The sequence below is a fragment of the Enterobacter cloacae complex sp. IR5402 genome (genome assembly GCF_049238125.1).
In the GTDB taxonomy this organism is placed as follows: Bacteria; Pseudomonadota; Gammaproteobacteria; order Enterobacterales; family Enterobacteriaceae; genus Enterobacter; species Enterobacter hormaechei_C.
Genome location: NZ_JBMKHO010000001.1, coordinates 90,619 through 113,127 on the forward strand (window position 1 = coordinate 90,619; position 22,509 = coordinate 113,127).

Below are 22,509 nucleotides of genomic sequence, written 5' to 3' on the forward strand. Positions count from 1 at the left end.
CCCGTGCACAACGATAAGCATTATCCCTTCATAAAAGTCAGCATGACGGCGCTGGCGCTGCTGGTCGCTCCGCTCGCGCTACAGGCGCAGGATAAGGCCACTGAGGCCTCTCAGGGGACCCAGGAATCGCTTAACATTGATGCCGCCGATCAGCAGGCACCCGGAACCACAAAAACCACCGACGATGCCTCAACCGGCAGCGGTGACGGAAAGAAAGTCGCCTCGGCCAGCCAGCCCGCGACGCCGCTGGTGCCCGGCACGCCCACCTGGGACAGCTTTCACGGCCAGCTTAACGCGCAGAAATACAGCCCCCTGACCCAAATTACGGCGGATAATGTCGGGAAATTAACGAAAGTCTGGGAATTCCATACCGGCGACGTCTCGGATGGTAAAGGCGATACGCCAGCCACCGTCTGGTCCGCAACGCCCATTTTCGCCAACGATACGCTCTACATTGGCACGCCATTCGATCGCCTGATTGCGCTGGATCCGGGGACGGGTAAAGAGAAGTGGCACTATGACACGAAATCGTCGCGCAAGGCGCTGACCCAGCCGGTGCTGAAAAACCGCGGCGTTTCCTACTGGCAGGCCAAAAATCCGGTGAGCGGAGAGGCATGCCAGAAGATGGTTTATATGGGCACCGTTGACGGCAAGCTCTTTGCGCTGGACGCCGATTCAGGCAAACCTTGCAGCGGCTTTGCGAATAACGGCGTGTTAGATCTGAACCAGTGGAATACCGTTAACGCGAAGTATCCGCTCTCTGTCCTGCAACCGCCAACCGTTGTCGGCAACCATCTGCTGGTGGGCTGGGCCGGGAAGGACTGGGCCTATGCCGAAGCCCCTCCGGGCACCGTATTTTCAGTCAACGCCCAGACCGGTAAGCTTGAATGGACCTTTGAGGCGATCCCGGCAGAGATCCGCAAGCGTACCGGTACCGCCAACGTCTGGACGCACATGTCCGCCGATGAGGCCAACGGGCTGGTCTATCTCCCGGTTTCATCGCCATCTCCCAACTATTGGGGCGGCAACCGCGTGGACGCTATTCCGCTTGGCACCTCGACCACCGCGCTGGACATCAACACCGGTAAAGTGGTCTGGTCCCGTCAATGGGTACACCACGACGTCTGGGATTACGATATTAACTCCGCCCCGACGCTGATGGACATCACCGTAGACGGCAAGCAGATCCCGGCGCTGATTCAGGCCACCAAGCAGGGTTTCCTGTTCGTGGTTAACCGCCTGACGGGGGAGGACGTATGGCCAATCGAAGAACGTCCGGTTCCGCAGGGTGATGGTTCGGTTCAGGGTGAAGTTCTCTCGCCCACGCAGCCGTTCCCGACCAAACCCGCGCCGCTGCTCGACCAGTCGAAAAAACCGGAAATCTGGAAGCTGGCGGATATCGTCGGTGGCGGCCAGTGCTCCCGTCTGTGGGATAACCTGACCTATAAGGGAATGTATACTCCGCCGACCACAAAGGGCGAAGGCACGCTAACCTATCCTGATAGCGCTGGCGGCGTACAGTGGGGTGGGGTGGCGTTCGATCCGCAAAAACAGATCGCCATCGTCAACACCTCGCATATCGTCCAGTACGTGAAGCTCTACAGCCGCGAAGATTACGATAACGCAGACAAAGACTCAGGTAACGAAAGCGGCTTTGCCCCTCAGGAAGGCGCCCCGTACGGTATGCGTCTGCTGGTGGCGAGCAACTGGCTGGGCATGCCGTGCTGGCAGCCGCCGTTTGGCGAAATCGTGGCGCTGGACATGCATACGGGCGATGTGAAATGGCGTCGTCCGGTTGGCGCCTCCCAGCAGTATGGCTTCTTCATGCCGGAGAGCTGGGGTTCACCTACCATTGGTGGCCCGGCAGTGACGGCGGGTGGCGTGATCTTCATCGGTGCTTCAATGGATGCCAAAGTGCGTGCCTACTCGGTCGAGAGCGGTGAAGAGCTGTGGTCCGATCAGGCAGAAGCACCGGCAGTAGCGAACCCGTCCGTCTATGAATATAAAGGTCGCCAGTATGTGGCCTTCGTGGCAGGCGGGAATACGATCCTGAAGGATCAGGTGGGCGATCAGGTGGTGGTCTACGCCTTGCCGGAATAATTCATCAGGAAGGGGAAATAAGCGTGGGGCCTGCGGGCCCCACTTTGTTTTGCAATTGTCGTTTTACCGAAGCGTTATTTATCGGCTGATGCGCCGGAGTGGGTTGACATCTGCTCGGCGGACTTCAGATGCTGCTCAACGACCGGCGTGTGCTCGTTGGCCAGAGCCTTCACATCCGGATCGTCGATTTTACTGGCGTCGCTCTTAAGCTTCGACAGCACCTTCTCGTGGTCCTTCACGCCAGCATATTCCATATACATTTTGTCAAAAGCGTCACCACGCTGGTTTTCCAGCCTTGAGTTCAGGGCTTTATGCGCGGCGTCTGGTTCGGTCGGCAGCTCCACGCCCTTTTTCTGGGCAACGGTCTGGACTTTGGTCAGCGCGGCGCCGTGATCGTCGACCATTTTCTGAGCGAATGTTTTCACTTCACTGCTTTGGGCCTTGTCCAGGGCGAGCCTGGCGGCGGCGACTTCGTTGATATTGGCCTGCGCCATGTCCTTCAACGCTTTCTCGTCGCCGGAGCTGAGTCTGGCGTCCGGTTGAGCCTTGCCCGCAGTTTGAGTTTGTGCGGCGCTTGTCGTCTGGGCTTGTACGCCAACGGTGCTGAACATTGCTGCAACTGCTGATACGGCTAGCAGCCTTTTCAGGGTTTTACTCGTGTGCATATTGTTCTCCTGATGGTCATGGTACAGGTAAGTTTCGGTTGCTTCAGGCGCAACCGGACAGATAAATGCTCACTACAAGGGTCAGTATAGTAGATGAAACTGCTGCACCCGCCGTTCAGGTCAGTGATGGCTGGTCGTGATGCTCAATTCTTCTACAATATTGATACGGATCATTTACATATTTGGTGCTAATGTTAAATATATAGATTCATCAACAGGAGGAATGATATGAAAAAAGCACTATTAGGGAGTGTATTGGCTTTAACAGTAGCAAGCTTCGGCGCATCTGCGGCAGATATGATTTCCAAGGATGAAGCGCACCACTTCAAACTTGAATACCTTGGTAATGTATCTGTAGGGGCTTCAGGTGGACAAATTTCTTCACCTTCAGATCTTCATCAAAAACTCTCAAAACTGGCAGACGAGAAGGGCGGGAAGTACTACGTCATTATCGCTGCCCGCGAGCATGGCCCTAACTTCCAGGCCGTCGCAGAAGTCTTTAAATAATTTTCTCGAATACCACAAAAACCCGCTTCTGGCGGGTTTTTTGTTTACAGACAGCCAAAAAAAATGCCCCTGATGCGGGGCGAGTTTAAGTCAAAACTTTTCTTATGTTTATGTGCTCTAAGGCTTTGGGACAATAACAGCTTGTTCAAATAATGCAACATAAATGCATGTTTAAATGTGACGGCTCCATCATGCTGCTCATCTTAAGGTTAATGCAGCATACGTAACGCAGATAGTCTACGCTTTACAAAGGGTTATGGTTAAAACCATTTAGAGAATGGATACAGTTAACGGTCGTAAGAGGTAAAGATGAAAGTTGACGCACTGACACAAAAGGCAGAGGAAGAGATTTCAGCGCTTATAGCCAAAAAAATTGCAGAGTTACGAAAAAAAACAGGGCAGGAAGTTTCTGAAATAGAGTTTATCGCTCGTGAGGCCATGACGGGCCTCGAGGGGTACGAAGTAAAAATCAAACTCCTGTAGGCGTTTCTTCCTGAAATAGTTGCTCAATTCTTGCCGCAATACAAAACCGGGCGTGATGCCCGGTTGTATTATGGATAATCATCGTCTTTATGAGCGAATAAATGTCAGTATATCGGCGTTTATGGTATCTGCATGCGTGGTATACATCCCATGCGGGAAGCCTGGATAAATTTTGAGTTCGCTGTTTGCGAGCAGCTTATCCTGTAGAAGGGCGGCATTTTTATAGGGGACGACCTGATCGTCATCACCCTGCAACACAAGGACGGGAACCGTAATGGCTTTAAGATCGTCCGTCTGGTCGGTCTCTGAAAACGCCTTAATGCCTTCATAGTGGGCTTTGGCGCTACCGATCATTCCCTGACGCCACCAGTTCTGAATTGTGCCCTGCGAAACCTCTGCTCCGTCTCGGTTAAATCCATAGAAAGGACCGCTGGCGACGTCGAGGTAAAACTGGGCGCGGTTAGCGGCCAGCGCCTGGCGGAAGCCGTCAAACACCTCAATGGGCGTTCCGCCGGGGTTAGCGTCTGATTTTACCATCAGCGGAGGAACGGCGCTGACCAGTACCGCTTTGGCCACCCGCCCCTGAGGCTGGCCGTACTTCGCAACGTATCTGGCGACCTGGCCCCCGCCGGTGGAGTGGCCGACGTGCACTGCATTACGCAAATCAAGTCTTTCGACCACGGCCGAGGCGTCGGAGGCATAATGATCCATATCATGACCTTCACTCACCTGATCGGAACGACCATGACCACGACGGTCGAGGGCGATGACGCGGAAGCCTTCTGCAAGGAAAAAGAGCATCTGGTTATCCCAGTCATCGGCGCTCAGCGGCCAGCCGTGATGGAAAACGATCGGCTGCGCATCCTTCGGACCCCAGTCTTTGTAATAAATACTGACACCATCTTTCGTTGTTACGAATGCCATATTTCAGACTCCTCTGCTAATGGCAACATGTGTAAAGGCTAAGTAAATAGCCCAGCATTTAGGGACGTAATAAAACTGACTTATATTAATCTTATTACTGATATATCCGCTTAAAGTGTAGAAGGGTTCCTGAAAACAGTTATAGATTAATTTTGTATGGTCATTATTTATTTTTAAACGAAATATCCCCTAAACCAGCCGGGGCACTGTGTTATTTTTCTCGCGTGGTGAATCCCCCTGTGCGGAGGGGCTAAACAGCACGTGTAGCTTAGGCAATCAGTAGCGGGTCAAGGTGGCTGACCAACGACTCACCGGGAGGCACCCGGCACCACACATACGTTAAAGCTTGTATCTCGCAGAATTTATTAGGGATGGTGTATGAAGTTGGGCTTTTTGGCTGGAGCAGTGCTGGCAACCTGGTTGTCTTTAACCTACCCGACGCAAATGAGAGCTGTTTTTGAACAACTGGTTACGATAGTGCAGCAAATCACGCAGCCTTCATCAGAGTCTCATTCTGACATGGTCACACCGGAACAGTCATATCCTTAATTGTTATATTTACGATGAACGTTACCCGTCTTAATAGTTAACCTGTGCTTATTTTTCTGATGGGCTTGTTATTGGCCGGGCAGAGGTTACCGCCACCCGGCCTGACGGTCTTAAACGATCGCGTTAGGGCACGCTTCGCCCTTATCAAGCTGCTGTAAATTCCCCAGCGTGGTTTCCGATATACTGATCAGCGCTTCGGCGGTCAGAAACGCCTGGTGGCCGGTGAACAACACGTTGTGGCAGGCCGACAGGCGACGGAACACGTCGTCCTGAATCACGTCGTTAGATTTATCTTCAAAGAACAGATCGCGTTCGTTCTCATACACGTCCATACCCAACGCGCCAATTTTTTGCGTTTTCAGCGCTTCGATAGCGGCCTGAGAGTCGATCAGTCCACCGCGGCTGGTATTGATGATCATCACGCCGTCTTTCATCTGGTCGAACGCCGACTGGTTAAGCAGGTGATAGTTTTCCGGGGTCAACGGACAGTGCAGGGAGATAACATCAGACTGCGAGAAGAGCGTTTTCAGATCGACATACTCCACGCCCAGCTCCAGCGCAGCGGCGCTAGGGTACGGATCAAACGCCAGCAGGCGCATGCCAAATCCTTTCAGGATGCGAAGGGCGGCCACACCAATTTTGCCGGTACCAATCACGCCTGCGGTTTTACCGTACATGGTAAAGCCGGTCAGCCCTTCCAGAGAGAAGTTAGCATCACGGGTACGCTGATAGGCACGGTGAATACGACGGTTGAGCGACATCATCATCCCGACGGCATGTTCAGCCACGGCTTCCGGAGAATAGGCTGGGACGCGAACGACCTTCAGACCCAGCTCTTTGGCGGCATCGAGATCGACGTTGTTAAAGCCCGCGCAGCGCAGGGCAATGTATTTCACGCCCTGTTTTTTCAACTCTTCCAGCACCGGTCGGCTACCGTCGTCGTTAACGAAGATACACACGCCTTCGCAGCCGTGAGCGGTTTTAGCCGTCTTTTCAGTCAGCAGAAAGTCGAAAAATTCAAGATCGAAACCGTACGTCTCGTTAACATGTTGCAGATACTTTTTGTCGTACTGCTTTGTGCTATATACCGCGAGTTTCATAAGACTTTCTCCAGTGATTTTGGAACCACGTTAGCATGTTTAAAATTATCTTACAATTTTTCAAAATTCATTGAAATCAATAAGTTCTATGAATTATTGTAGAGCATCTACTCTTAAAAATGGCATTACCTTCAACTGACTGGCTAAACATGCGACAATGAGCGGCAAGTACGGCTTATTTTTTTCGCAAAATCAGGATATTAACTGCCCATGAAGGGTAAATACAAAGCCGCAATCGCGCTATTACTGCTGCTATTACTCGTGCCGCTGACGCTGCTGATGACGCTCGCCCAGTGGGTACCCACGCTCGCCGGGATCTGGCTCCCTGTTGGAACGCGCATCGCGTTTGAAGAAAGCCCACGGCTCACGCGCCACGCCCTGATCATCCCCGATCTACGCTATCTGGTAGAAGAGTGCGAAATTGCCCGCGTGGAAAACGTGACCCTGTCACACCCCAGCCGTTGGGATCTGGATATTGGCGCACTTGAACTTAACTCTGTCTGCCTGAGCAAATTACCGCAGTCAGCGTCCTCAACGGTGGCGCCGAAAACGCTGGCGCAGTGGCAGGCCATCCTGCCCAACACCTGGCTGACCATCCACCGCTTTACCCTTTCTCCCTGGCAGCAGTGGGAGGGTGAGCTGCATGCTTCACTCACGCCAGCCCGCCAGGACATCACTTATAACGGCGAGCAGGTGAGCATTAAGGGGCAGTTGCGCGGCCAGACGCTCTCCATCAGCCAGTTCGATGTGCAACTGCCGGATCAGCCGCAGCCCGTGAAGCTGATCGGTGAATTTACCCTGCCGTTGGTACCGGACGGCGTGCCGGTGAAAGGGCATACGGTCGCGACCTTTAACGTGCCACAGTTATCCTCGCTGGTCGATGCCGATCTGGACTGGGAGGACAATCAGGGCCAGCTGGTGGTCATGGCGCGGGACAACCCCGATCCACTGCTCGATTTACCGTGGCAGATCACCGCTCAGCAGTTAACCGTCAGCGACGGACGCTGGAACTGGTCAGCCTCCGGTATGCCGATGAGCGGTCGCGTCGGGCTGAAAGTGGATAACTGGCATCAGGGGCTGGAGAAAGCCACCTTCACAGGGCGGCTCAACGTGCTGACCCAGGGGGATGCGGGGAAGGGCAACGCGGTGCTGAATATCGGTCCCGGCTCGCTCAGTATGGAAAACAGCGCTATGCCGCTGCACCTGAGCGGGGAAGCCAAGCAAAACGATCTGATCCTGTATGCCAGACTCCCGGCGAAGCTGACCGGCAGCCTTTACGATCCGCAGCTTACGTTTGAACCCGGCGCATTATTGCGCTCGCGCGGGCGCATCATCGACTCGCTGGATATCGATGAGATCCGCTGGCCGCTGGCAGGCGTGAAGCTCACGCAGAAGGGCGTGGACGGCCGCCTGCAAGCCATTCTGCGGGCGCATGAAAACGAGATGGGCGATTTTGAACTGCATCTGGACGGCCAGGCTAACGACTTTTTACCGGACAACGGTTTGTGGCAGTGGCGCTACTGGGGTAAAGGGAATTTCACGCCGATGAACGCGCGCTGGGATGTCCGGGGAACCGGGGAGTGGCGCGACAACGTTATCGAACTGACCGATCTTTCCACGGGGTTCGACAAATTGCAGTACGGTACGATGCTGGTCAGCAAGCCGCGCCTGGTGCTGGATCACCCGGTGCGCTGGTCGCGGGACCCGGATAACCCCACCTTTAGCGGCGCGCTCGCGCTCAATGCCGGGCAAACAAGCTTCTCGGGCGGAAGCGTGCTGCCGCCGTCCGTTTTGACCTTCAGCGTTGACGGGACAGACCCGACGGTGTTCCAGTTTAAAGGGAACCTGCATGCGGACGACATCGGCCCGGTCCAGGTGAATGGACGCTGGGATGGCGAACGCCTTCGCGGTAAGGCCTGGTGGCCAAAACAGTCTCTTACGGTGTTCCAGCCGTTGATCCCGCCAGACTGGAAAATGACCCTGCGCGGCGGCGAAATGTACGCACAGGTGGCTTTCTCAGCGGCCTCCGATCAGGGGTTTGAGGCCGGGGGGCACGGGGTGCTGAAAGCGGGCAGCGCGTGGATGCCGGATAACGAAATCAACGGCGTTGATTTTGTTCTGCCGTTCCGCTTAAGCCAGGGTACCTGGTCGCTGGGCACGCGCGGGCCGGTAACGTTACGAATCGACGAGGTAAAAAACCTGGTCACAGCCCGAAATATCACCGCGGATCTCCAGGGCGATTATCCCTGGACCGAAGCGAACCCGCTCCTGCTCACCAACGTGAAGGTGGAAGCGCTCGGCGGGAAAATCACCATGCAGCAGTTGAGAATGCCGCAGCACGATCCGGCTTTACTACGCGTGGATAATATTTCCTCCAGCGAACTGATAAGCGCGGTGAATCCGAAGCAGTTTGCCATGTCCGGCCCGGTGAGCGGCGCGCTGCCGTTCTGGCTGGACAATGAAAAATGGATCATTAAAGATGGCTGGCTGACCAACCCGGGGCCGATGACGCTGCGCATCGACCAGGACACGGCGGATGCCATTGTGAAAGACAACGTGGTTGCCGGGGCGGCGATCAACTGGCTCCGCTATATGGAAATTTCGCAGTCGTGGACAAAACTCAATGTGGATAATCTGGGTGTGTTAACCATGCAGGCGGCCATTAAAGGCACCAGCCGCGTCGAGGGCAAAAGCAGTTTCGTAAACCTGAATTACACCCATGAAGAGAACATTTTTACCCTCTGGCGCAGCCTGCGCTTTGGGGACAATCTGCAAACATGGTTTGAGCAACATGCGGCGATACCCCTTCTCCGCGGTTCGACAGGCAAGGAAAGTGAGGAACAACAATGAAAAAGAGGGCTGGTGTACTCACCGTGGCCGTCGTCGCGCTGCTGTCAGGCTGCACGCCGCGCATTGAAGTGGCGGCGCCCAAAGAGCCGATCACTATCAACATGAACGTGAAAATTGAGCATGAAATCCATATCAAGGTGGATAAAGACGTTGAAGCCCTGCTGAAATCCCGCAGCGATCTGTTCTGAGGATGCCATGAAACGATTAGCTCTGATGTTACTGGCGCTGGGGATGAACGTTCACGCCGCCACGCTTACGCTCAACGATGCACGTGTCCAGGGGCGCGTAGGGGAAACCCTGAGCGGCTATCTTGCGCCCGTTCAGCACGACGCTGAAACCCTGGCGCTGGTGAGCCGTATCAACGCCGCACGCACGGAAAGTTACCAGCAGTTAGCTGACAGCAATAATTTGCCCGTCGACGAAGTGGCGAAAATGGCGGGACAAAAGCTGGTGGCGCGCGCCCAGCCGGGTGAATACGTGAAGGGGATTAACGGCAAGTGGCTAAAAAAGTAACTAACGGTAACGCTTACGGTATTCGCCCGGCGAAACCCCGAAACGCTGTTTAAAGGCGGTGGAAAAATGGCTATGGTCGGTAAAGCCCCAGCTGTAGCCAATGCCCGCCAGCTTTTCGTCATCGCTGATGGAACGCAGCGCCTGAGCGCATAAATCGAGGCGACGGTTCTTAATATACTGCGCCACCACCAGCCCTTTCCCGGCAAACATGCGGTACAAGCTCCGCACGGACATGCCGCTCTCTGAAGCTATCCACTCCGGTCTTAACGCCTCTGACTGAATATGATCATCAATCAGGGACAGAACGTGGCGGAACTGACGCTCCTTGCGCGGCAGCACCTCGTGTTGCTGCTGGAAGGCCGGACGCAGCAGACACACCATCGCCTCCAGCGCCGCTTCGCTTTCGCTGGCGCTGAGATCGGCATTGCCCATGCTCTCCTGTAGCAGTCGGTAGCTCAGCTGTACGGTAGGCAGACTGCGGGAGAGGGGCAGCGCGCACCTCACTTCCTGAAAACGCGCGTGTTGCTCAATGATTTGTCGCGGGAGCAGCAGCGAAATCTGGCGGGAACGCTCCTGCCAGTAAATGGAGCACGGGCGGGAGGCGTCAATCAGCGTGATATCCCCGGCTTTCAGCATCGCGCGCTGGTTGTCCTGTTCGATTCCGGCGCTGCCTTCCAGCTGAAACACGGTGTAGAACCAGGCGTCGTTGCCGTTTTTGATCTCCTGACGGGTGCGAAAAAGGTTAACGCCTGCGGCGGTCACCGTGCTCAGCTTCAGACTTTGGGTATAGCTGGTTTCCAGTTCGCCGAGAAACGCCCCCTCTAACGGACGTGCCGCAAAGCGCCCACAAACCTGGTTAATTTGCGCCAGCCACTGCTGAAAATTGTCCTGTTCGCTTGCACACGCCATTGATGTTCTCGCTGCACCGTCACTGTTTTCGCATTGTTGCATTTATGTTGCATTTTGTCAGGGCTACGAGGCTGACTATAGGAAAGAACACTCAACGGTTACAGCGATATAAGTGGGAATTATCACGATTTGCGGAGCCTGTCACAGCTGACAAAGCGAATGTCACACAGACAAAAGCAGGAATGCGATTCCCCTCTTAGACTGCATACACACCCTGCGAAGCATAACGAAGGAGTATCCTATGTCCGAATCACACGTCGCCATCCTGCCAGGCGTGCAGCAGTTTTTAGATCGCCAGCACGGCCTGTGGATTGAAGGGCGTCAGGCGGCATCCGACAGCGAAAAGCGTCTGAACGTCTACAACCCGGCGACCGGAGAGGTTATTGCCTCCACCGCCGATGCCAGCGTCGATGATGTCGATCGTGCGGTGATGTCTGGCTGGCGCGCCTTTGTCGCCCGAAGCTGGGCAGGGCGTCTGCCGGCAGAGCGGGAACGCATCCTGCTGCGGTTTGCCGATTTGGTGGAACAGCATGGCGAAGAGCTGGCACAGCTCGAAACCCTGGAGCAGGGGAAATCCATTAACATCTCCCGCGCCTTCGAGGTGGGATGCACCCTGAACTGGATGCGCTACACGGCAGGGCTGACCACCAAAATTGCCGGTAAAACCCTCGATCTCTCGATTCCACTGCCGCAGGGCGCGCGTTATCAGGCGTGGACGCGTAAAGAGCCGGTGGGAGTCGTGGCGGGGATTGTGCCGTGGAACTTCCCGCTGATGATTGGCATGTGGAAAGTAATGCCCGCGCTGGCGGCAGGTTGCTCCATCGTGATCAAACCCTCGGAAACCACGCCGCTCACCCTGTTACGGGTGGCGGAACTGGCGAGCGAGGCGGGGATCCCGGATGGCGTGTTCAACGTGGTGACCGGTAGTGGCGCCGTCTGTGGCGCGGCGCTAACCTCGCACCCGCGCATTGCCAAAGTAAGCTTTACCGGTTCGACGGCGACGGGCAAGCAGATTGCCCGCGTGGCTGCGGATACGCTAACGGGCGTGACGCTGGAGCTGGGCGGCAAAAACCCGGCCATCGTGCTGAAAGACGCCGATCCGGCGTGGGTAATTGAAGGGCTGATGACCGGCAGCTTCCTGAATCAGGGGCAGGTCTGCGCGGCCAGCTCGCGTATTTATATTGAGGCTCCGCTGTTCGACACGCTGGTCAGCGGCTTTGAACAGGCCGTGAAATCTCTGAGCGTCGGGCCGGGCATGTCGCCGGATGCGTTTATCAACCCGCTGGTGTCGCGCGCCCATTGCGATAAGGTTCAGGCGTTCCTGGATGAGGCGAAGGCGCACAATGCGGAGCTGATCGCCGGGAACCGGGGGCCAGACGGTAAAGGCTATTACGTTTCGCCAACGCTGGTGGTCAACCCGGATAATCATCTGCGCCTGACGCGTGAAGAGGTCTTCGGGCCGGTGGTGAACCTGGTTCGTGTGGACGACGGGGAAGAGGCGCTTCAGCTGGCGAACGACACTGAATATGGCTTAACGGCCAGCGTCTGGACGCAGAACATCAGTAAAGCGCTGGCGTATACCGACAGGTTACAGGCCGGAACCGTGTGGGTGAACAGCCACACGCTGATAGACGCCAACCTGCCGTTCGGCGGCATGAAGCAGTCTGGCACCGGGCGCGATTTCGGCCCCGACTGGCTGGATGGCTGGTGTGAAACTAAGTCGGTGTGTGTGCGGTATTAATAAAACGCCGGGTAAGGCGTAGCCGCCACCCGGCATTATTTAACGCGACCACCGATCCCGCCCGGCCTCCTTCGCCCGATACAGCGCCGCATCGGCGCGGGCGATGATTTCCGGGCCGGCCAGTCCTGGGGTATAGCCGGCAATGCCCATACTCACCGTCACACATTCACTCACCTTCGACGCGCTGTGCGCAATGGCTGCGGTGCGCAGGCCAGCCTGGATCCGCGCGGCGACTTTCTCAGCAACGCTTTCTTCACAGTCAAAGAGGATCACGACGAACTCCTCACCACCGTAGCGCGAAACCACATCCTCTGGCGTGCGCACCGAGGTGTTCAGCACCTCTGCCACCCTCGCGAGACACGCGTCTCCTGCCTGGTGACCATAGGTGTCGTTATACAGTTTGAAGTAATCGACATCCAGCATCAGCACCGCGAAGCGTTTGCCTTGCTCCACGGCGTTTTCCAGCACCAGCTCCATCGCCCGCCGGTTGGCCGTTTTCGTCAGCGGATCCTGATGGGCCAGCGCATCCAGCCGCGAAATTAAACGCTGATTCTGCTGGTTGCGACGCCACGCCTCTTCAAACCAGCTCAACAGGATATAGCGCCCGCACACGAGAATGAAGGTGAACACCACCCACAGCCCGGCGAAGCGATAATTAATTTCCTGATTCAGCAGCATGCTGGCAACGGGCAGGCTTATCCATAGCGGAACGGTGAAGCAGAGCAGTGCCACCGGGTGAAAATAGAGCGCGGTCATACCGGCCATCAGCAGGGTAACGAATATCGGCCAGGGATGAGGAAGCTGTATCACGTTGATAAACCAGTAACAACTTATCGACCATAGCAGGCTACACATTAACAGCACCGCGCTGACGCCGCGGATGTGGCGCCAGGCCATTATTACCAGCGCCACGGAAAGGATGACTACCCCAAGCATGGAGGCGTCTATCATCTGCCGCAGAGGCGGGCTGATGTGCAGGAGGGCATCGATATGGCCGAAAAGCGAATTGCGCAGCAGGACCATAAGGGCAAAGCTGGCATTCACAAAGGCGAGCCACGGCAGGTTCACGGCCAGCCCGTGAACAACCATTGATTTACGGGTAGGCCATGTCGCAGGTTCGGGTGTGGCTGGATGTCTTTTTTCCATTGAAGAGAATTTTCCTTGAGCGGGCGGAACCTCCGCCCGCGAGTGCTGCCTTTACGGGGTCACAATGTTAAACCAGAATTCAAATTTATCCATGTAACCGAGCATGGCATCGAGTTTTGCGGCATCGCCGGTCACTTTGATATCGCCATTATCCTGCGCCTGTCTAAGCGTCACTTCTTTCAGGATGATTTTATTCAGCGTATCGCGGTTGAGGGTCACGGTCGCGTCAGCGTCTTTCGCTTCGGCGTTCGCCGTGTGGTTCAGCACGCCATTTTCCAGTTCCAGCTTGTATTTACCGCCGTCGCTGCCGAGGTCGATGTTAAACACCGATTTTGCATCCGCCGCTTTTTCACCGTTAATGTGCACCGCCAGATAGTCAAAGAACATTTCTGGCGTCATCGCGCGCACGGTGTCCGGGCTGGCGGTGTTCGGGGTCGGTCCTTTCACCACGCCGTTACGCAGCTCCTGGGCGCCGGTCAGGTAGAAGTTACGCCACGGGCCTGATTCAGCCTGATAACCCAGCTGCTCCAGCGCATCCGCTTCCAGGTTTCGCGCGGCCTGATTATTTGGATCGGCAAAGACCACTTTGCTGACCACCTGAGCCACCCAGCGGTAGTTCCCCTGGTCAAAGTCGGTTTTCGCTTTGCTCAGGATGGCATCCGCGCCTCCCATATACTCCACAAATTTCTTCGCGGCTTCTTCAGGCGGCAGTTCATCCAGGGTCGCGGGGTTGCCGTCAAACCAGCCTAAATAGAGCACGTAGGTGGCTTTGACGTCATGGCTGACTGAACCGTAATAGCCTCGGTTGGCCCAGGTATTGGCCAGGGAGTTCGGCAGCTTGAAGTTGGCGGCGATCTCGTCACGCGTCAGCCCTTCATTCGCCATGCGCAGGGTCTGGTCGTTAATGTAGCGATACAGGTCGCGCTGGCTTTTCAGCAGGTTAACCACATTCTCGTTGCCCCAGGTCGGCCAGTGGTGCTGCGCCATGATAACTTCGGCCTTATCACCCCAGCGTACAATTGCCTGGTTGATGTATTTCGACCATGGCAGCGGTTCACGAATTTTCGCACCGCGCAGGGAGTAGGTGTTGTGAAGGGTATGGGTGACATCTTCCGCAGACTCGATCAGCTTTTTCTCTTCGATATACCAGAGCATCTCAGAAGGCGCTTCCGATCCCGGCGCGAGCATAAAATCATAGGTCAGGCCGTCGATCACCTCTTTCTGACCATCTTTCTCGATGATATTGGTCGGGGCGATCAGGGTCACCGTCCCGGCGGAGGTGGTGGTGCCGAGACCCGCGCCGACCTGGCCCTTCGCATCCGGCTTCAGCAGGTTGCCGTACATATAGCTGGCGCGGCGGCTCATGACGTTACCCGCCATGATATTCTCCGCGACGGCGGCCTCCATAAATCCGGCGGGCGCGTAGACTTTCACCTTGCCGGACTTCACATCTGCTTCATCCACCACGCCGCGCACGCCGCCATAGTGGTCAACGTGGCTGTGGGTGTAAATAACGGCGACCACAGGCTTGTTACCGCGATTTTTATAGTAAAGATCCATCCCGACTTTGGCCGTTTCTGCCGACACCAGCGGGTCGACCACGGTAATGCCTTCTTTACCTTCAATAATAGTCATGTTTGACAGGTCGAGGTTACGGATCTGGTAGACGCCTTCGGTCACTTCAAACAGACCGCTGATGTTGATCAGCTGGGACTGACGCCATAAGCTCGGGTTAACCGAGTCGGGCGCCTTATCGCCTTCTTTGATAAAAGCGTACTGCTGAGGATCCCAGACGGTGTTGCCTTGCTCCCCTTTGATAATTTCCTGAGGCAGCGGGGCAATAAACCCTTTGTGGGCGTTGGTAAAATCGGTGTTATCGGAGAAAGGAAGCTGGTTGAAGAGTGCGTTGTTGGCCTGTTGCGTTGCTGCGCTGGCATCCTTAGGTGCTTCTGCGGCCCAGGCGGAACTGGTAGAAATAAAACATCCCGCCAGCGCGAGACTCCTGACGATCTCATTGATTCTCATCCTAAAACCTCTCAGTAAACTGTGACGTTGTTTGTGGAGACTTCGAATCCTGGTGAAAGTGTGTCAAGAAATGCAAAAGGATTAAGCGAGGTAACAATAACTATAATCGGGGAGAGTAATTCAGCAAGTAAGCGGATGAAAAACCGGGCATTACGCCCGGTCGGTGGGTTATTTCTGCTCTTTTTTCTTGCCGAGCGTTGGCGTCTCGTCAAAGAAATTCCACGGCTTGAACAACGTGTGCACCCATTCCGTCGGCATTATTGGCCACTCCTCGGCACGGGCGACATGGGTGGTGCCGGTGGTCATCCAGATGACGTTATCCTGGTCGTTCAGCGACTCGTTATCTTTGCTGTACTGGCCGAGGCCGGTATCGTGCGTGGAACGGTTCGGGTATTTTCCCTCCGGGTACATCTCGTCGGGATGGTAACGCGTTACCCACAGTTGTTTATCCATAAAGCTCAGGCGGTGATAAATCCACTCGTCCGGGGCAAACTTCGCGCCGGACGCTACCGGGTGTGTACCGCCCGCGTAAGGGATGATCTGATATGAGACCGGGTTGCCCATGCGGTTCTCTTTGCTGGTATTGCTCAGCAGGCGGATGGTGCCCGGGTCAAACTTCTGCGCCGCCTGCTGTTCGGTATCAATATCATACTGATTAACCTGCATGGTGCTGGTGCGCGGTCCGCCAGCGGTGTTCGGTTTGACGTCGGGATCCATGGCCACCAGCTTGTTGTTGATGCCGTCCACGTCCATATCCAGACGGAAGTTGTAGATGTGCTGGTGGGTGGTACCGACAATATTATGGTCGATCAGCGTTCCGTATCGGGTGTCATCCTTCGCGGTGGCATCATGCATGGTTTTCGTCTGCACGCCTTTCACCGCTTCAATGCCCGTGGCCCCTGCATCAATGCCGATAGTGCCGTTTTCGTGGAATACCCAGTCGAAGATGTAATCATAGTTACCCACGGTGCTGACCCAGCGCACCACCAGCTCGCGGCGTTCGGTGCTGACGTTGGGTTTTCCTAATTCCTGATGCTTATATTCCGGCCCGGCGTAACGCTCGAAAATGGCGATCGCCCGGGGGATCTCCATTGGCGCGCCGGTGTAATCCGGGATGGTTTCGTTGAGCATCACGGCGTTAGACGGAACATCCTTGCCGCGCACCAGCGGGGAGGTCAGGGTACCCATGCCGTAATCGCCGGAGTCCAGGTAGGCTTTAAAGTACCAGCCGATATCCGGGTCGCCGTACGGCACAATCATGCCGCCGAGCGACCCCTGATACATCACCTGTCGCTTTTTGCCGTTGTCGTTATAGGTCACGGTGGAGATTATCGGGCCGACGCGTGAGTCCAGGCTCAGATGAAAATCCCAGTTCTGCCAGTGCACCCTATCCCCGGTGATGGTGTAGTTCTTGCCTTCCGGCTCGATAATCTCCAGCGGTTTTTTCACCGTTTCAACGCGGTCACGGCCATCATAAGGGCGCGGCGTGAGCGGCACCGGCACGACCGGGCCTTCCTCAATCTTCTGGATTTTCTTCTGCTCGAGATCCACCACCGCAACCAGGTTTTCGATCGGGTGCGCCCAGTAGTTACCGTCGCCCACGTCGAGATAGCTGATCACTTTCAGCAGGCGGTCTTCCTGTTTCAGCCCATCCTTGCCGTCAAAAAAGCCGACGGTAAGCGGGGTGGTGATCACTTTCTTCGGGTCGGTAATGCCGCGCTTTTTCAGCACGGCGGCAAACTCCGGGCTTTCATTGATGATCTGCTGCACGGTATTGAAGTCATCCAGCAGCACCATGCCGTGCGCGTCTTTGATCGGCTCCCAGCGGAGGATCTTTTTCTCCTTCAGATCCACCCGGCTTTCGATGATGTGTTTACCATCAAGCATGATGATATTGGCCTGGCGGGGCGCATCCACCGCCGTGCCGTTAAGCACAAAGTCCCAGACTTTGGCCTTTTCTGGCTCCGCCAGCGCAATCTGGGTAAAGCGGGTATTGGGTTTAAAATCCGCTGAGGCTTTCACGATTGCTACGGCCTGGTTGATTTCATCAGCCGTCAGCGCGTTTAACGGGTGGGGGCTTTTTTCAACCTGGAATGTCTGATCAAGACCGGACTGAAAGACATCGTTGATAAAGGTCTCCGGGATAAACGCCTTATTGTTCTTCATCACCACGGGCACCTGGAGCGTCAGCGGTTTGCCGTTAACGATGGCGGTATTTGCGCCGGGTTTGACCTTCACAAAGGCACCGTCTTTGACGATGGTGAACATCTGGGCGTAATCATCCCACTGCACGTCCGCGCCAAACGCCTGAAGCGTTTTGTCCATCGGGACCATATGCGCCTCGCTGCCGTGAGCGTAAACAGGGGATTGCCAGGCGCAACAGAGCGCAACGGCCATGGCCAGTGCCGTTCTACGGGCAGAAAAAGAAGAATTGCTTCCCATCGCAGACCTCATCTTGTTGTGTTTATTGTGTTGTGCCAGCGTTATCCTGACAGGCGCGCACGAAAAGCGTTTGCCTGCATCTGCCAGGTTGTTTGTCAGTCTTGCCAGGTTAAAAAAAGAGCGGGGGTGCATCACACCCCCATGGCAGATAAATTGCGCTTCAGTAAGGCGAGCTATCGAGATGCGTGCGGACATCAAAACCTACCGTCGTGAACGAATAAACCGTACCGCGAACGCGAAGATAAATGTCTCCATTTTTAATTGCCACTGAAGCTTTATCATCATCGGTGATCATGACGGGATTGATATTCTTAATGTTAGACATGAATTCTTCCGGACTTTTTTTCGCATCAAAGAGATAAATATGATACCTGTTTTTAGACAGTGAGCCCGTCTCAACCTGGGTGATGTAAAGAGTTAAACGATCGTTAACCTTGATTTTTTCCTGCAAATTTTCATACACGGTAAAAAGATCGCGGAAAGGGTATGCAATGAATATGAGAAAAATAAAGATAATAATTCCAGCTCGCCAGTTAAAAACCCGAACGTCGCGCATAATCTATTCCTGCCCTTATCCATAACTGATCGACTGGATCATCACCGTAATTATTATTGTTCTGGAATTTTGCAAATTCGGCAGGATCAATTAGGAGGCGAAGATTGTGTGTAAAGCCGGTGACTTCAATGCTTCCCTCACGGTAACGAACATCCACCGAGCCTGTAATTTTTGACCCACCATCTTCAGTTAAGAAAAGGTAAACAGGAATTGCCATAGTTTGTTAATCATCCATGTAATTTAATGCGGGAATATTCCCGGCGCCAAATAATAACCATGCTAACTACATGGTCAATTTGCTTAGTGTTTCCGGTTGTAACTTATCCAAACCAGGCAGACTGGATGGTTCGATTAATCAAAGCCATCCAGTCCCTGTTTTACCTTCTGCTTATTTTGATGCGCTCAAACACTCGAGGCAGCAAGGTTAATGCCATTGCATTGATTAAAAGTCACCCTGCTGGCGCGCCACCAGCGTCAGGATGGAGTAGAGCGCCACGGCCTGCTGGTGCTGGTTGAAGATCTCCACAGCCCATTCCACCACGCCGGTGGGTTTTTCCTCGGCAGTGCGCTGTTTCTTCAGCGTTTTACGTTTACAGGTCAGGCGCACCTGAATGGTATCACCCGGCTTGACCGGCTCGATAAAGCGCAGGTTTTCCATGCCGTAGTTGGCAATAACCGGCCCAACCCCGGCATCGACAAACAGCCCCGCCGCGGCGGAAATCAGGAAATAACCGTGTACCACGCGCTCACCAAAAATCGACTCCGCCGCGCCAATTTTGTCCATATGGGCGTAGAAATGATCCCCGCTCATGCAGGCAAAATTCACGATATCCGCTTCCGTCAGGGTACGACGCGGGGTAAGCAGGCTGTCGCCCGGCTGTAACTCCTCGAAGTATTTACGGAACGGATGAACGCGATCTTCCTGCACCTCCGCGCCACGGACCCACTGTTTACCGATCGCGGCGAGCATGGACGGGCTGCCCTGAATGGCTGTGCGCTGAAGATAGTGCTTCACAGCGCGCAGGCCGCCCAGCTCTTCGCCGCCGCCCGCACGTCCCGGACCACCGTGCACCAGCTGCGGCAACGGTGAACCGTGGCCGGTAGATTCTTTCGAGGATTCCTGGTTGAGGATCTGAATGCGTCCGTGGGCGCGCGCGGCACCAGCAATAAACTGCCGCGCCACGCGGGTATCTGCCGTAACCAGCGTTCCCGCCAGGCTGCCGCCGCCCGCCCGCGCCAGCTGCATGGCGTGCTCGGTGTTACGGCAGGGCATCAGGGTTGCGACGGGGCCAAAGGCTTCGGTGGCGTGAACGGCCGGGGTTTCGTCCGGCTGCGGGCAGAACAGCAGGGTGGGTGGGAAGAATGCGCCAGGCGCCTGCAAATCAGCTTTACCACCCAGACGGATCTGGCAGCCCGAGGCCAGCAGATGATCGACTTTTTCCTGCACGTCAGCACGTTGCTCACTGTTGACGAGAGCCCCCATCTTCACCCCTTCCTGGGCCGGATCGCCGACGACCACGTTCTCCAGCCGCGCAATCAGCGCCTGGCTGACGGCTTCAACCTGCGCTTCCGGCACGATGATGCGGCGGATGGCGGTACATTTTTGCCCGGCTTTGGCGGTCATCTCGCGCACCACTTCGCGGATAAACAGCGTAAACTCCGGCTGTTCCGGCGTCACGTCCTCACCCAGCACGCAGCAGTTAAGAGAATCTGCTTCCATGGTAAACGGAATGGAATGTGCGACGATATTCGGGTGGACGCGCAGGCTCTGCCCGGTGCTGGCCGACCCGGTAAACGTCACCACGTCCTGGCTGTCGAGGTGGTTCAGCAGATCGCCCGCGCCACCGCAGATCAGGCTGATGGCGCCGTCCGGCACCAGTCCGCTCTCCACGATCGCTTTCACCATCGCCTGAGTCACCTGCGCGGTGGCGGTGGCGGGCTTGATGATGGCGGGCATCCCGGCAAGCCAGGTGGGCGCGAGCTTTTCCAGCATCCCCCAGCACGGGAAGTTGAACGCGTTGATATGCACCGCCACGCCGGATTTCGACGTTAACACGTGACGTGCCGCAAAGCCGCCTTCCTTCGACAGTGGGATCAGCTCATCCTCCGGCCACAGGGTATCGTCCGGCAGCTCACGGCTGCCGAGGCTTGCGTAGGTGAAGAGGGTGCCGATACCGCCTTCAATATCCACCCAGCTGTCAGCCTTCGTCGCGCCGGTCTGGGCTGACAGGGCATAAAACCGATCCTTCTGGCTCAGCAGATGTTTGGCCACCGCCTTCAGCATGGCGGCGCGCTCGATAAAGCTCATTGCGCGGAGCGCTTCTCCGCCGTGTTCAATGGCGTAACGGCGCGCGGCCGCCATATCCAGCCCTTCGCTGGTGACTTGATATAGCGTTTCCCCGCTGATGGCGTGGGTGATGGTGCGCTCGCGGCCCCGGCCTGATTGACAGATGCCGGACAAGAAGCTGGCTAACTGCTGCATTTCTTCTCTCCAGATGTTTCGTGATTTCACTATAAATAGTTTGATCTCGAATCATAAAAATCAAGCTGAGTTTTAATGAATTGTTAACGTTGTGATCTGTATTGCTTGGCCTGACCAACAGAAAGCCTTGCTCCATCGGCCTTTCATGAAAAGGCTTGCGAGCGTCGTCACAAAATAAACAAACGCTTCTTGGGGTTATATTTAACCCTTGTGTAACTTTTAAGAAACCAAATGATTCACCATTTTGCTATTTGTGGTGATTTAACGAATCACAAAGGTGGTTATGTGACGCAAGAACAACGCTTTGAGCAACGCATCGCACAGGAGACGGCCATCGAGCCGCAGGACTGGATGCCGGATGCCTACCGCAAGACGCTGATCCGCCAGATTGGACAGCACGCCCACTCTGAGATTGTCGGCATGCTGCCGGAAGGGAACTGGATCACCCGCGCACCGACGCTGCGCCGGAAAGCCATTCTGCTGGCGAAGGTGCAGGATGAAGCCGGACACGGCCTGTACCTTTACAGCGCGGCGGAAACGCTGGGCTGCGCCCGGGAGGACATCTATCAAAAGATGCTCGACGGCAAGATGAAATACTCCTCCATCTTCAACTATCCGACCCTGAGCTGGGCCGATATCGGGGTCATTGGCTGGCTGGTGGACGGGGCGGCCATTGTGAACCAGGTGGCACTGTGCCGTACGTCTTACGGCCCGTATGCCCGGGCGATGGTGAAAATCTGTAAAGAAGAGAGCTTTCACCAGCGTCAGGGTTTTGAGGCCTGCATGGCGCTGGCGCAGGGTAGCGAAGCCCAGCGGCAGATGTTGCAGGACGCCATCAACCGCTTCTGGTGGCCCGCGCTGATGATGTTCGGACCCAACGACGACAACTCCCCAAACAGCGCCCGCAGTCTGGCCTGGAAGATCAAACGCTTTGGCAACGATGAGCTTCGCCAGCGCTTCGTGGACAACACGGTGCCTCAGGTGGAGATGCTCGGCATGACCGTGCCGGATCCCGACCTGCGTTTCGATGAAGAGAGCGGCCACTACCGCTTCGGCGAAATCGACTGGCAGGAATTTGACGAGGTGATCAACGGGCGCGGGATCTGCAACCACGAACGTCTGGCCGCAAAACGTAAAGCCTGGGACGACGGCGCATGGGTGCGTGAAGCCGCTCTGGCCCACGCGGAAAAACAACGCGCCCGCCAGGCCGCATAAGAGGAATCAACCATGAGCAACGTTTACTGGCCGTTATACGAAGTTTTTGTCCGTTCGAAGCAGGGGCTGTCGCACCGGCATGTAGGCAGCCTTCACGCTGCCGACGACCGCATGGCGCTGGAAAACGCGCGCGATGCCTATACCCGCCGCAGCGAAGGCTGTTCCATCTGGGTGGTGAAGGCGAGTGAAATCGTCGCTTCCCAGCCGGAAGAGAGCGGGGAGTTTTTCGATCCGGCGGAAAGCAAGGTCTACCGCCATCCGACGTTTTACACCATCCCTGATGGTATCGAGCATATGTGAGG

Annotated in this window: 18 protein-coding genes and 1 pseudogene; 9 read left to right on the forward strand and 10 right to left on the reverse strand. The window is 55.7% G+C overall.

Annotated elements, in window-relative coordinates:
• Positions 1 to 3: 3 nt before the first annotated feature.
• On the forward strand, positions 4 to 2,100 hold the full coding sequence (locus ACOTXL_RS00555) for a pyrroloquinoline quinone-dependent dehydrogenase (protein WP_045350644.1): 2,097 nt from the start codon (positions 4 to 6) through the stop codon (positions 2,098 to 2,100).
• 74 nt (positions 2,101 to 2,174) lie between these two features.
• Here the strand turns inward: ACOTXL_RS00555 and ACOTXL_RS00560 are convergent, their stop codons facing one another.
• The gene (locus ACOTXL_RS00560; protein WP_003857383.1) at positions 2,175 to 2,765 is read right to left on the reverse strand and encodes a DUF4142 domain-containing protein; all 591 of its coding nucleotides are present in this window, start codon (positions 2,763 to 2,765) and stop codon (positions 2,175 to 2,177) included.
• 228 nt (positions 2,766 to 2,993) lie between these two features.
• Here ACOTXL_RS00560 and ACOTXL_RS00565 point away from each other — a divergent pair, with 228 nt between their 5' ends.
• Positions 2,994 to 3,272, forward strand: a complete 279-nt coding sequence (locus ACOTXL_RS00565; protein ID WP_003857380.1) for a DUF1471 domain-containing protein — start codon at positions 2,994 to 2,996, stop codon at positions 3,270 to 3,272.
• Between the two features lie 309 nt (positions 3,273 to 3,581).
• Complete coding sequence (locus tag ACOTXL_RS00570) at positions 3,582 to 3,755, forward strand: GnsA/GnsB family addiction module toxin (RefSeq protein WP_003857379.1); 174 nt, start codon at positions 3,582 to 3,584, stop codon at positions 3,753 to 3,755.
• Positions 3,756 to 3,842: 87 nt separating this feature from the next.
• Here the strand turns inward: ACOTXL_RS00570 and ACOTXL_RS00575 are convergent, their stop codons facing one another.
• A complete protein-coding gene (locus ACOTXL_RS00575) occupies positions 3,843 to 4,679 on the reverse strand; it encodes an alpha/beta fold hydrolase (RefSeq protein ID WP_045350643.1) in 837 nt (278 codons plus the stop codon).
• 659 nt (positions 4,680 to 5,338) lie between these two features.
• A complete protein-coding gene (locus ACOTXL_RS00580) occupies positions 5,339 to 6,328 on the reverse strand; it encodes a 2-hydroxyacid dehydrogenase (protein WP_003857375.1) in 990 nt (329 codons plus the stop codon).
• 210 nt (positions 6,329 to 6,538) lie between these two features.
• Between ACOTXL_RS00580 and ACOTXL_RS00585 the strand changes: the two genes are divergently transcribed.
• From ACOTXL_RS00585 to ACOTXL_RS00595, 3 genes are read left to right on the forward strand one after another with little or no spacing between them, the layout of a single operon-like run.
• Positions 6,539 to 9,178 (forward strand): YdbH family protein, encoded by a 2,640-nt coding sequence (locus tag ACOTXL_RS00585; RefSeq protein ID WP_045350642.1) that lies wholly within the window; start codon positions 6,539 to 6,541, stop codon positions 9,176 to 9,178.
• Positions 9,175 to 9,366, forward strand: coding sequence for a YnbE family lipoprotein (locus ACOTXL_RS00590; RefSeq protein WP_003857369.1), 192 nt, complete (start codon positions 9,175 to 9,177; stop codon positions 9,364 to 9,366). Before ACOTXL_RS00585 ends, ACOTXL_RS00590 begins: the two co-directional genes overlap by 4 nt.
• A gap of 7 nt (positions 9,367 to 9,373) precedes the next feature.
• Complete coding sequence (locus tag ACOTXL_RS00595) at positions 9,374 to 9,691, forward strand: YdbL family protein (protein ID WP_023324590.1); 318 nt, start codon at positions 9,374 to 9,376, stop codon at positions 9,689 to 9,691.
• Here ACOTXL_RS00595 and feaR read toward each other — a convergent pair whose 3' ends face one another.
• Entirely contained in the window at positions 9,692 to 10,600 is a 909-nt protein-coding gene (gene feaR, locus ACOTXL_RS00600) for a transcriptional regulator FeaR (RefSeq protein ID WP_023314084.1), read from the reverse strand.
• Between the two features lie 241 nt (positions 10,601 to 10,841).
• Between feaR and ACOTXL_RS00605 the strand changes: the two genes are divergently transcribed.
• Complete coding sequence (locus ACOTXL_RS00605) at positions 10,842 to 12,341, forward strand: aldehyde dehydrogenase family protein (protein ID WP_022651146.1); 1,500 nt, start codon at positions 10,842 to 10,844, stop codon at positions 12,339 to 12,341.
• Positions 12,342 to 12,380: 39 nt separating this feature from the next.
• On the opposite strand, the gene ACOTXL_RS00610 is transcribed toward ACOTXL_RS00605, so the two are convergent.
• The 6 genes and pseudogenes from ACOTXL_RS00610 to paaZ all read right to left on the reverse strand — a co-directional run bounded on the left by ACOTXL_RS00610 (position 12,381) and on the right by paaZ (position 20,992).
• Entirely contained in the window at positions 12,381 to 13,487 is a 1,107-nt protein-coding gene (locus tag ACOTXL_RS00610; RefSeq protein ID WP_023324591.1) for a GGDEF domain-containing protein, read from the reverse strand.
• Positions 13,488 to 13,538: 51 nt separating this feature from the next.
• On the reverse strand, positions 13,539 to 15,512 hold the full coding sequence (locus ACOTXL_RS00615) for an alkyl/aryl-sulfatase (protein ID WP_023324592.1): 1,974 nt from the start codon (positions 15,510 to 15,512) through the stop codon (positions 13,539 to 13,541).
• A 168-nt stretch (positions 15,513 to 15,680) separates the two neighbouring features.
• Positions 15,681 to 17,954, reverse strand: coding sequence for a primary-amine oxidase (tynA, locus tag ACOTXL_RS00620; RefSeq protein WP_045350641.1), 2,274 nt, complete (start codon positions 17,952 to 17,954; stop codon positions 15,681 to 15,683).
• 160 nt (positions 17,955 to 18,114) lie between these two features.
• Positions 18,115 to 18,510: a hypothetical protein gene (locus tag ACOTXL_RS00625; protein ID WP_022651150.1), complete on the reverse strand. Its 396-nt coding sequence runs from the start codon at positions 18,508 to 18,510 to the stop codon at positions 18,115 to 18,117.
• Between the two features lie 85 nt (positions 18,511 to 18,595).
• Positions 18,596 to 18,727 (reverse strand): annotated as a pseudogene (locus ACOTXL_RS00630) (type VI secretion system tube protein Hcp); the annotation flags it as partial.
• A gap of 225 nt (positions 18,728 to 18,952) precedes the next feature.
• Positions 18,953 to 20,992: a phenylacetic acid degradation bifunctional protein PaaZ gene (gene paaZ / locus ACOTXL_RS00635; RefSeq protein ID WP_045625983.1), complete on the reverse strand. Its 2,040-nt coding sequence runs from the start codon at positions 20,990 to 20,992 to the stop codon at positions 18,953 to 18,955.
• Between the two features lie 285 nt (positions 20,993 to 21,277).
• On the opposite strand from paaZ, the gene paaA reads away from it, so the two are divergent.
• Together paaA and paaB are read left to right on the forward strand one after the other, a co-directional pair.
• On the forward strand, positions 21,278 to 22,207 hold the full coding sequence (paaA, locus tag ACOTXL_RS00640; protein WP_003857355.1) for a 1,2-phenylacetyl-CoA epoxidase subunit PaaA: 930 nt from the start codon (positions 21,278 to 21,280) through the stop codon (positions 22,205 to 22,207).
• Positions 22,208 to 22,219: 12 nt separating this feature from the next.
• Positions 22,220 to 22,507, forward strand: coding sequence for a 1,2-phenylacetyl-CoA epoxidase subunit PaaB (paaB, locus tag ACOTXL_RS00645; protein ID WP_003857353.1), 288 nt, complete (start codon positions 22,220 to 22,222; stop codon positions 22,505 to 22,507).
• Positions 22,508 to 22,509 lie beyond the last annotated feature (2 nt).

Bases quoted from the DNA above. Each gene is read 5' to 3' on its own strand.
- ACOTXL_RS00570 (WP_003857379.1), top strand. From the start codon at position 3,582: ATGAAAGTTGACGCACTGACACAAAAGGCAGAGGAAGAGATTTCAGCG.
- feaR (WP_023314084.1), bottom strand. From the start codon at position 10,600: ATGGCGTGTGCAAGCGAACAGGACAATTTTCAGCAGTGGCTGGCGCAA.
- ACOTXL_RS00610 (WP_023324591.1), bottom strand. From the start codon at position 13,487: ATGGAAAAAAGACATCCAGCCACACCCGAACCTGCGACATGGCCTACC.
- paaB (WP_003857353.1), top strand. From the start codon at position 22,220: ATGAGCAACGTTTACTGGCCGTTATACGAAGTTTTTGTCCGTTCGAAG.
- ACOTXL_RS00625 (WP_022651150.1), bottom strand. From the start codon at position 18,510: ATGCGCGACGTTCGGGTTTTTAACTGGCGAGCTGGAATTATTATCTTT.
- ACOTXL_RS00565 (WP_003857380.1), top strand. From the start codon at position 2,994: ATGAAAAAAGCACTATTAGGGAGTGTATTGGCTTTAACAGTAGCAAGC.
- ACOTXL_RS00605 (WP_022651146.1), top strand. From the start codon at position 10,842: ATGTCCGAATCACACGTCGCCATCCTGCCAGGCGTGCAGCAGTTTTTA.
- ACOTXL_RS00575 (WP_045350643.1), bottom strand. From the start codon at position 4,679: ATGGCATTCGTAACAACGAAAGATGGTGTCAGTATTTATTACAAAGAC.
- tynA (WP_045350641.1), bottom strand. From the start codon at position 17,954: ATGGGAAGCAATTCTTCTTTTTCTGCCCGTAGAACGGCACTGGCCATG.
- ACOTXL_RS00595 (WP_023324590.1), top strand. From the start codon at position 9,374: ATGAAACGATTAGCTCTGATGTTACTGGCGCTGGGGATGAACGTTCAC.
- ACOTXL_RS00590 (WP_003857369.1), top strand. From the start codon at position 9,175: ATGAAAAAGAGGGCTGGTGTACTCACCGTGGCCGTCGTCGCGCTGCTG.
- ACOTXL_RS00615 (WP_023324592.1), bottom strand. From the start codon at position 15,512: ATGAGAATCAATGAGATCGTCAGGAGTCTCGCGCTGGCGGGATGTTTT.
- paaZ (WP_045625983.1), bottom strand. From the start codon at position 20,992: ATGCAGCAGTTAGCCAGCTTCTTGTCCGGCATCTGTCAATCAGGCCGG.
- ACOTXL_RS00560 (WP_003857383.1), bottom strand. From the start codon at position 2,765: ATGCACACGAGTAAAACCCTGAAAAGGCTGCTAGCCGTATCAGCAGTT.
- ACOTXL_RS00580 (WP_003857375.1), bottom strand. From the start codon at position 6,328: ATGAAACTCGCGGTATATAGCACAAAGCAGTACGACAAAAAGTATCTG.
- ACOTXL_RS00585 (WP_045350642.1), top strand. From the start codon at position 6,539: ATGAAGGGTAAATACAAAGCCGCAATCGCGCTATTACTGCTGCTATTA.